At 60.5% G+C, this 8029-nt stretch carries 9 protein-coding genes and 1 pseudogene; 6 read left to right on the top strand and 4 right to left on the bottom strand.

The genetic code is table 11. From position 1 onward, the window contains the following. Window positions 1-457 precede the first annotated feature (457 nt). Both H535_RS28100 and H535_RS27210 read right to left on the bottom strand, forming a co-directional pair. Window positions 458-742: a DUF3040 domain-containing protein gene (locus H535_RS28100; RefSeq protein WP_162144892.1), complete on the bottom strand. Its 285-nt coding sequence runs from the start codon at window positions 740-742 to the stop codon at window positions 458-460. A gap of 97 nt (window positions 743-839) precedes the next feature. Next, window positions 840-1517, bottom strand: a pseudogene (locus tag H535_RS27210) (Rossmann-fold NAD(P)-binding domain-containing protein); the annotation flags it as partial. A 954-nt stretch (window positions 1518-2471) separates the two neighbouring features. Here H535_RS27210 and H535_RS0121435 point away from each other — a divergent pair. From H535_RS0121435 to H535_RS29250, 3 genes are all read left to right on the top strand, one after another. Continuing rightward, window positions 2472-3458, top strand: a complete 987-nt coding sequence (locus H535_RS0121435; RefSeq protein ID WP_026821159.1) for an Abi family protein — start codon at window positions 2472-2474, stop codon at window positions 3456-3458. Between the two features lie 643 nt (window positions 3459-4101). Beyond that, on the top strand, window positions 4102-4383 hold the full coding sequence (locus H535_RS29255; protein ID WP_155838826.1) for a hypothetical protein: 282 nt from the start codon (window positions 4102-4104) through the stop codon (window positions 4381-4383). Continuing rightward, window positions 4380-4628, top strand: a complete 249-nt coding sequence (locus tag H535_RS29250; RefSeq protein WP_155838825.1) for an HAD family hydrolase — start codon at window positions 4380-4382, stop codon at window positions 4626-4628. The genes H535_RS29255 and H535_RS29250 overlap by 4 nt, the downstream gene beginning before the upstream one ends. Window positions 4629-4676: 48 nt before the next feature. On the opposite strand, the gene H535_RS0121420 is transcribed toward H535_RS29250, so the two are convergent. Next, window positions 4677-5501, bottom strand: a complete 825-nt coding sequence (locus H535_RS0121420; protein WP_211236661.1) for an alpha/beta fold hydrolase — start codon at window positions 5499-5501, stop codon at window positions 4677-4679. A 144-nt stretch (window positions 5502-5645) separates the two neighbouring features. Between H535_RS0121420 and H535_RS0121415 the strand changes: the two genes are divergently transcribed. Both H535_RS0121415 and H535_RS0121410 read left to right on the top strand, forming a co-directional pair. Beyond that, window positions 5646-5882 (top strand): sortase domain-containing protein, encoded by a 237-nt coding sequence (locus tag H535_RS0121415; protein WP_026821156.1) that lies wholly within the window; start codon window positions 5646-5648, stop codon window positions 5880-5882. Between the two features lie 88 nt (window positions 5883-5970). Continuing rightward, the gene (locus H535_RS0121410) at window positions 5971-6762 is read left to right on the top strand and encodes an alpha/beta fold hydrolase (protein WP_035770518.1); all 792 of its coding nucleotides are present in this window, start codon (window positions 5971-5973) and stop codon (window positions 6760-6762) included. A 585-nt stretch (window positions 6763-7347) separates the two neighbouring features. On the opposite strand, the gene H535_RS0121405 is transcribed toward H535_RS0121410, so the two are convergent. Beyond that, a complete protein-coding gene (locus H535_RS0121405) occupies window positions 7348-7566 on the bottom strand; it encodes a hypothetical protein (protein ID WP_026821154.1) in 219 nt (72 codons plus the stop codon). 270 nt (window positions 7567-7836) lie between these two features. Here H535_RS0121405 and H535_RS27200 point away from each other — a divergent pair. Next, the coding region (locus tag H535_RS27200; protein WP_035770517.1) for a hypothetical protein at window positions 7837-8029 on the top strand (193 nt) is incomplete at its 3' end.

Genomic DNA, 8029 nt, shown 5'->3' with positions numbered 1-8029 from the left:
GACAACCTGGACGGCATCCTCAGCGGCAACGACACTGAGGCCAACGCCAACCCCGATGTCGACTCCACCGTCGACGCCGACAGCTCCTCACAGAGCAACACTGACCGCGTCGAAGACAACGAGTCCCTGCTGGGCGGACTGCTCTAAGCACCCGCAAAGCAGCAGCCCGCCCAAGGCTGCACGTGTGGCACCCGCTCCCCCAGTCTCCCGGGGCGGGTGCCCCACCCATCTCCAGAGGCAATAACCGACGGTCTCCAGCACAGCCTTGGCCGTTTCGTGGACAACCAACACCTTGGCCGCGGCGGTAAAAGACTGGCCCACCAAAGAAAGCGGGACCGAAAAACAGTAGCTGGGGCATCCGGAGTTGGTGCTAATGACCCTAGTGTTTGCTCAGCCAGTCAAATGCCCCGCGATTAGCACCGAAAATGGCATCTGCCTCGGCCGGCCCTCGATGAAACTATTCGTCGCGCCGGGCCTGTCTTCTTCTCTGGTTTTTGCACAGACCGTAAATCCCCGCACCGATCAGCGTGAAGCCGATGGCTCCCATGATGATCTCTTGGTTCAAAAATCCCATGACGAGCAGCAGTAGTCCACCGAGCATGAGCAGCCACCAGTCGAACGAACCCCCTGGACGTCGGTCCTCCGTTCCGGCTGCCAACTCCTCCGCCAGCATCGGGTCTTCTCTGGTAAGTTTCTGCTCCATTTCAGCCAGACGCCGTCGTTCTTCCCCCGACATCGGCATTGTGACCTCCACCCGCGCTGAATGCTCATTGTCAGGCCCAGCCGGGGCCGGCATCCAGCCGTCATGAGGACCCCTCTCACAGAGGACCGCTCGCTTCTTAACGGCCCCCATGAGAGAGGCCAGTAACCACATTACAAAACATAAGGCTGCTTAGTATAGGTTTGAGGATCTGCATTCTCGTGCCTGTCGCGCTCCTTGCTGAAGCCGCGGAGTTGGCCGATTCCGCAAGGACTGCGGTGTTGGGGACAGCGATCGAGCGCTCGTCTGTCACTGGAGTCAGTATTGGATCGTTCTCAGCAAGGGGAAAACGGCTGACCCAGTAGCTGAATCTGTCGCTTCCATCACCCGCGCCGGCAATCAACTCCGGCCGGACAATAAGGAGCCGATCCCCCAAGGCTTCCCTTGAAACGCGTTCGGCAGCCACTTTCGCTTGACCGTAGTCCTCCAGATCCACTGGATCGAGCAGATCAGCAGATTCGTCAGCATTGGGTTCAGAGTTGCTCGCATATACGGAGACGGACGAGACCAAAGTCCAATGCTTGGCCTTCCCCGCCAATGCTTCCAGCGCGCCGGCGACGAGGGCGGGCTCATAGGCGAGCTCTATAACCTCACCCCATTGTTGGCTTGCCACAGCTGTGTAAGCACCGGCCGCCGTCCGCTCGGACTGTATAAAATCGGCTTCGGCGGGCGGGCGTCCCGACTCCCCGCAAGCCAAACAGGTCACGTCATCGCCGCTTGCCAGCAATTGTTCGGTGAGCTCACGGCCAAGCCACGCAGTACCACCAAGTTACCGCGGCATAAACCTCGGTGGCAACGTTCTGGGCGCTCCCGGCCTTCGTCGTTCCGCTCGCCCTCCTCGCGTTGCAGGTGATCCGCATCGGCCGGCGCAAGGGGCCCGCGCTTAGCTATCTCGGATAGACACTCGCCGCGTGGGTCGCAGGCTGCGTACTCCTGATCGGCCTCAGCGGATTCCTGCTGGGGCCATACCGCCGCCCTGTTGGGCCATCGCCGGGTTCTTGCCGCAGCCCTCGGCGAAAGGGGCTCTCAGCCGCACGGACCGAAGGCACGGCCCTGGCAACGTGAGAGCGACATAACCCTCTGAAAGGGCGGGACACTGACATCGGAAGGGCCGCAAATTGGAGGAGAAGATTTCCAGCTCAGGACGGATCATTCGGCTGCTTCTCTTTGCATGCAGTACGAGCACTAAAAGTGTATCACAATGCAGAAATCACAGTTCTGCGGCTCCGTCCGGGTTCCACGTCGCCGTCAGTCTGACGATCAAGAGGCCGTTGGCCTTCTGCGAAGTCAGAGTCCGAACGTCTACGTGAACCTCGACGAGTACGGCGAGAAGGTCCTCTCCCCCCGTCGACATCGCACTGTGAACCATCGCCGAAGACTTCCAGACCGCAGCTCAGGTGGTCGAGGTTCTCCTCATCAAGGACCGCAGCCGGATGAAGCTCGACGCCACGACCCCGTACGACAGCACGTGCGCTTAGCAGCACAGGCTGCTGCCATCTCGCACCCCGAGGATTGGAACGCGGCGTCAGCGGAGTTCAGGAAGAACCTTGACCGGAGATCTCCAGAACCGAGGGCACTCCCCCTGGGTTCGGTCGCCGACGGCGACGTCCTTCGCGCGAGGACAGTCTCCGGAAGCCTGTGCTACGATTGTTGACATCATGATCAGCCCGTTGCCGCAAGGCGCGGGCTGATTTTCTGTCATGGGGGTCTGATGGTCGAATACACGAAGCCCTGGCTGTCTCTTGAGCAGCAGGTCGAGCAGCTGGCCAGCCGCGGAGTCGACGTTGGCGACCGAACCCGTGCCGTTGCTGTTCTGAAGTCGGTCGGCTACTACCGGCTCACCGGCTATCTCTACCCGTTTCGGGAGTCCGAGCAGTACGTGGACGACGAGGGCCGCACGCGCACCCGGGTGCTCAGCGGCTATCGGCCAGGCACATCACTGGACCATGCCGAGGCGGTGATCGACTTCGATCGGCGGCTGCGCATGCTCGTCATGGACGGCGTCGAGCGCATCGAGGTCGCCGTGCGGATGCGGGTCGGGTACGTGCTCGGCCGCAGATCAGCCTTTGCTCACGAAGATCCTTCCTGCTTCACCCCGGCGTTCACCATGGAATCCACCGACACTCGCATTCCCGCGCCGAGCAAGCATGTGCAGTGGTTGGAGCGGGTCAACGCTCGGAAGGCCAGCTCCGACGAGCAGTTCGTCGAGCACTTCCGCCAGAAGTACGAGGATCGGATGCCGGTCTGGGCACTCACCGAGCTCCTCGAGCTCGGCCACCTCTCCGTCCTCTACAGGGGAATGAACCAGCAGGACGCCGAAGAGATCGCGAAGGCGTTCGGCGTCCCGACCAAGAAGATCATGTCCAGTTGGCTCGCCAGCCTCAACTACGTGCGGAACGTTGCGGCGCACCACGCCCGGCTGTTCAACCGGAAGCTCCAGAACGCCCCGTCACGACCGAAGGCAGGGCAAGTCCCTCTCCTCGATCATCTCCGGGCGGAGACAGTTCCAAAGCATGGCCTGGGCACCTACAACGCCCTCGCGGTGATTGCCTACCTCCTCCCCTCGATCGAAACCGACATCGAGTGGCCCCAGCAGCTCGCCGCGCTGCTGGGAACTTTCCCGCCGTCGCACGCTCTATCGATCGAGTCGCTGGGGGTCCCGCAGTGCTGGGAGTCGCTCGACCTCTGGTCCTCCTGATCTCAACGTCTCAGGAAATTGCTCCCTGAGACGTTGAGATCAAGACCTGAAAGTGCTTCCTCCAGTGGAGAAGAGGCACCCCTTGGCCAGCGGGCAGATCGGCACCCGGAGCTGCTTGCCCGGCGGTGGCCGACAACATGACCCCCGTCGATTCTAGTGCGGATTCAGCCTCTGACAGCGTGGGGCACTGGCATCGGAGGGCGGCAGAAATGGAGGAGAAGTTTTCCAGTTCAGGACGGGTCATTCAGCAGAAATCACAGTTCCGCTGGCTCCGGCCAGGTTCGACCGGATGCTCGTCGCAACGATTGCTACTGTCCCTGTCGCGCCCAATACAACGGTGAAAAGGGAGCAGAGCTGCGAGGGAGGAACCTCTGAATGAGCCGGGCAGGCGGCTGTTCAGCCAGCGATTGCAGTGACAGGGGTTCCGTGTCGTCGCTGGTGCTGTTGAATTTTCGCCGACCAGTAGTCCGCGTTGACCCTCGCGGCGGTCCCGTGTTCTGAACACGCCGCGCAAACAGCAGTTGTCTTTTCTTGGCTTCGACATCATCAAGCTCCGCTAGCTGAGTCCAAGTGGCAGCCGTGAGTTCAATTCCGCGAGGGGTTCCTGTTTCCCGTCCGAGAACGTCAATCCATGCCATGCCCCATGATTGAGTCCCTGCAAGACTTCACTGCTCCCCTGCCTATCTGGCTCCAGTGGCTGGCCGTCATGGCCATAGGAGCTATCCCGTTGAACGAGTCCAGCTTTGGGTCGGTCAACGGCGTCGTCGCTGGGCTTCCCACGTCCTTGGCTATCGGCAGCTTCAAGGTCCGCAACATCGTGGGCTTGCTGCCGCTCGTGCTCGGCGCGCGGGCGTACTGCCGGTCCGGAACGGGACCGCTCCCGCAAGCAGCAGCGCCGTTCGCGAACATTTCTTCCAGTTGTTGAGCGTTGATGACGCGCCGGCTTGGAAGCCGTCACAATCCGCCTACAACACAGCTGCGGCAGCCTGCGGAGAGGCGCTACACGATATGTTGCTGGTAGCGGTACACCCTTGGGACATCCATGGCGCCGATGCCGCAGGAATGCAGACCGCCTGGATCAACCGCTCCGGCAGCCGCTACCCCGGCTATTTCACACAACCCACGTTCGAAGCACAAAGCCTTCCGTCGCTCGCCAGACAGCTTTCATAACCGGCAAGCCTTCAGAACCTTGTCCCGCTGCCGAAGAAGTGGAAGATATCAAAGAACAGTGAGAAAGTCCGCGATCTCGCCAGTGACCTGTTTTGGAGCGTCTTCCATAACGAAGTGACCCGCCTCGGGGACGACTATGAGGCCGGTGCCTGGAATGTCGCCGGCGAGCCGTTCTGCATAGTGTAAAGGCTCCCACCGGTCGCCCTCGTCCCAAAGGATACGGACCGGCATCGTTAGAGCGCCGAGTTTGCCGCTGATGTCCTCGGTGTACTTCGAGTCGTAATGCCGCATCTGGTGCTCGAAAAAGGAGGCGCGTCCCAACGCCGATTGATTGGGTGCCAAATAGCCGTGGAGAATGTCGCCGGCCATTGTCGCTTCGTCCTTGACGGTCATCTTCAGTTGCCGGGTCAGCAGGGCATTGAACGCTTCCTGCGACAGATTGGTGTAGTCATCCAGCTCTTCTTCGATAATCTTCCGCCAAGTCGACGACGGCCATGAATCATAACTGACCGTGTCGATGACCATCAGTCGTCGCACACGTTCGGGGTGAGCAGTAGCAAACCGCAAACCAATGGCGCCACCGATGTCATGGGAAATGATAGAAACGGTCTCGATAGCCAACTGGTCGAGGATAGCTTTAAGAATGCCGGTTTGAGCAGCGACGGAAGTATCTTGATCCACAGGCCGCTCGGAGAGCCCAAACCCCGGCAAATCGTAAGTGATCACCCGATAGCCGGCCGCCTCGACCGATGGCACGATGTTTCGCCATTCATAGGAATGCGAAGGCGTGCCATGGATAAAGATCACCGGCTCACCCCGGCCACGATCACGATACGCAATGCGCAGCCCATCGGCAATAAGGTTATCGGTCAAGAAGTTCATAGTATCTTTTCCGGCTGAACGGCGGGCTGAAGGATCCTTGGGAAGACTCCCCTGCCCAATCCATGGAGGAGGATCGGAAGGGGAGCCAGCTGTTTAAGATTAGGCCGGAGATAATCCCCGGGCAATGGATTCAAGATGAATTCTCCAGAGAACTTCGGCGGCTTGATCCCAGGCGACAGCATCACCGTCACCCACGATAACGGTTCCACAGCAGTCTTCGAGGTATACAAAAGCGAGATCTACTTAAAAGCCGAATTCCCCACCAAAGCCCTCTACTCACCCACCCCCGGAGCAGAAATAGGACTCATCACCTGCGATGGCTTCACACCATCCTCCGGCCAGTTCGTGCAAAAACCTGGTCGTCTACGCTAAACTCGCCAATACCTTGTGAGTTGCTACTTGGAGTCAGTCTGCCGCCGGCCACCTTCACGTAGAAGGCCGAAAGCCGTAGCGTCAATATATGGATACCTCAACAATTCACACCATCCGGCGCGGAAGCGGCAATCCTGTGCTCATGGTGCACGGTCTAGGTTCATCTTGGCGGAACTGGGAGCCGATCCTGGACCGTCTGTCCACCGAGCGGGAAGTGATCCTGATAGATCTGCCGGGATTCGGACAAAGCCCGCCGTTCCCGGGAGCGGTCACCATGGCCTCGATGACAGACGCCGTCCAGCAGTATATGCACGACACTGGTATACCGAAGGTTGACCTGGTGGGCAGCTCCATGGGAGCACGAATGGTTCTCGAACTGACACGCCGGGGCGTTGGTGGAAATGTCGTCGCACTGGATCCCGGCGGCTTTTGGAACAAGAAACAACGCCGCGTGTTCGGCGCATCTGTTGGCCTTTCTGTGAAACTGGTGCGGGCTCTGCAAAGTCCGATGCCCGCCATCGCCTCGAGTCCCGTGGGAAGGACTCTGCTGTTATCACAGTTCAGTGCACGTCCGTGGGCACTGCCACCCGATCTGGTATTGAATGAGATGCGCAGTTTCAATCAGGCAACACGGCTGGACGAGGCCCTGGATGCGCTGGTCAATGGGCCCGTGCAGGAAGGCGCAGCGGCCGGATCGACCCCTGGTCGTGTAGCAATCGGATGGGGCCGGAAGGATCTGGTCACCTTACCCAGCCAGGTCCTCACCGCGAGAACCAAATTTCCCGACGCCTCACTGCACTGGTTCGATTCTTGCGGCCACTTTCCGCATTGGGACAAACCAGACGAGACAGCCGAATATGTATTGAAATCCTTACGCTGACCCAGCCCTTAGATAAATCATTGGCGGGACTTGCGACAATATGCTTAGGGACGCGCTGCATGCCTCGGCCAGGTCCACGCCGGTTTCGGCCATGGCCGCCACGACCGACGGTTCCAACTCACCTGCCGACTGGGATCCGGCTGAACGGACATGCACCCGCCCGGCCGCTTCTTATTCAGCTCGTTCTCCTGCGCACAGGCCACATCATCGCAGCCATGGGCTACACCATCGTCTCCATTATCCTGGGACTGGCGGGGCGGCATTCGGCTACTGGTTACTACGCGCGCTGACAACCCCGTAGATTACGCTCAGCCGCTTCGATGGCCCACCGCCCCATCAAAGGATCCGCACGCGGGACGTCTGCCCTGCCCTTTGGGCGCATCTGCTTCCTTGGCACAGGCGAGGGCGTACGCGACCAATGTTCGCGTTGCATCGGCTTCGCCCCTAACGGGCGGACGGTTTTGGCCACCAGCCGAGGGTTCGGTCGTCGCGGGCCGTGCCAGCAGTGGATGCGCGGTTCCATGGATCCGCCCATCACCACGGTGGGCTGCCATCCCACCAGAGCCGGCACGGCAGCCCACACCATCAGCCCGCACAGTGCCACCAGGACCATTCAGGCCGGGGCACCGCGGCCGTGGGTTGGTGTTCCTTTTGGTCGGGCGGGTGCTCGATGAGATGCGCCGCCGGCGGGTATCCATACAACCCGAATGCCCCATCGTCGCCGAATTCCTCTGCTTGCACCGCCACTACCTCGACCTGCTTTTCTCCCCCGCCGCCGACCACAATCATTGCACTCTTGACCATGAGCACCGGCCGGCCTGAAGGCCGCCCCGGCTATCCGATGGCCATGTGACGTGACGGCACGGACGGCACAGACGGCACAGACGGCACAGACGGCACAGACGGCACAGACGGCGCGGACGGCGCGGACGGCGCGGACGGCGCGGACGGCGCGGACGGCGCGGACGGCGCGGATAATTAATTTTTTCGAATTTATACCAATCCGGTAACGGGATCGCACCGAACCCCTGATGTCCTTCAAACACCGATAGGAAAATGATGGAGGCAATAACAATGCGGAACTTTTTCACGAAGTCTCTGGCAGTCAGCGCGGTCACAGGTGTGGCATTGGTCGGCGGGGCCGGAATGGCCAGCGCCGACTCGGGTGACAGCGTCGAATCAACCATGAACGAGACCACAAACCAGGTCAACGACAACCGCATCGCTGACAGCGGCAACCTGTCGCTGGACAACATCCTCAACGATG

This window comes from Arthrobacter castelli DSM 16402 (genome assembly GCF_000430705.1).
GTDB classification, from domain to species: Bacteria; Actinomycetota; Actinomycetes; order Actinomycetales; family Micrococcaceae; genus Arthrobacter_C; species Arthrobacter_C castelli.
Note: the sequence above shows the minus strand (reverse complement) of the source record. Positions and strands in the feature narration are given on the sequence as shown.